The 402-nt window shown below is 57.2% G+C and carries 1 protein-coding gene; it reads left to right on the top strand.

Features of this window, described 5'->3' with window-relative positions; all coding sequences use genetic code 11:
• Nucleotides 1–189: 189 nt before the first annotated feature.
• The coding region (locus tag RM704_RS45870) for a hypothetical protein (RefSeq protein WP_498076471.1) at nucleotides 190–402 on the top strand (213 nt) is incomplete at its 3' end.

The raw sequence follows: 402 nt of genomic DNA, 5'->3' as shown, positions 1-402 counted from the left end.
CTTTATCGACAGCGAACTGACCGCCTTTTTAGAAAGCCGCTACACCCTTAACCGTAATGAAACCGCCGTATTCGGACACTCGTTCGGCGCACTGTTCGGACTGTATTCCCTGCTTTCCCACCGCTGTTTCAGACGGCATTGGCTCGTATCCCCTCGATTTGGTGGCACAACAGGCGGATACTCGACTTTATGCCGTCTGAAAACCGGCTGGACGGCATCGATGCCTGCCTCAACATCGGCGCACTCGAGCGGAGCAGCGGTTGCAAACGCAGGGAAGAACGCGACATGGCAGGGCAGGCCGAACAAATGGCGGCAGAGTTGGACAGGCGCGGGACCGCCGTATTTTTCCGGGAATATCCGAATGCCGACCACGGCAATGTCCCGTTTTACTCGCTGACCGAC

Origin of the sequence: Streptomyces gottesmaniae (genome assembly GCF_031845845.1) — a bacterium.
GTDB classification, from domain to species: domain Bacteria; phylum Actinomycetota; class Actinomycetes; order Streptomycetales; family Streptomycetaceae; genus Streptomyces; species Streptomyces akebiae.
The sequence above is the reverse complement of the archived record's forward strand: the minus strand, read 5'-3'. Positions and strand labels throughout refer to the sequence as shown.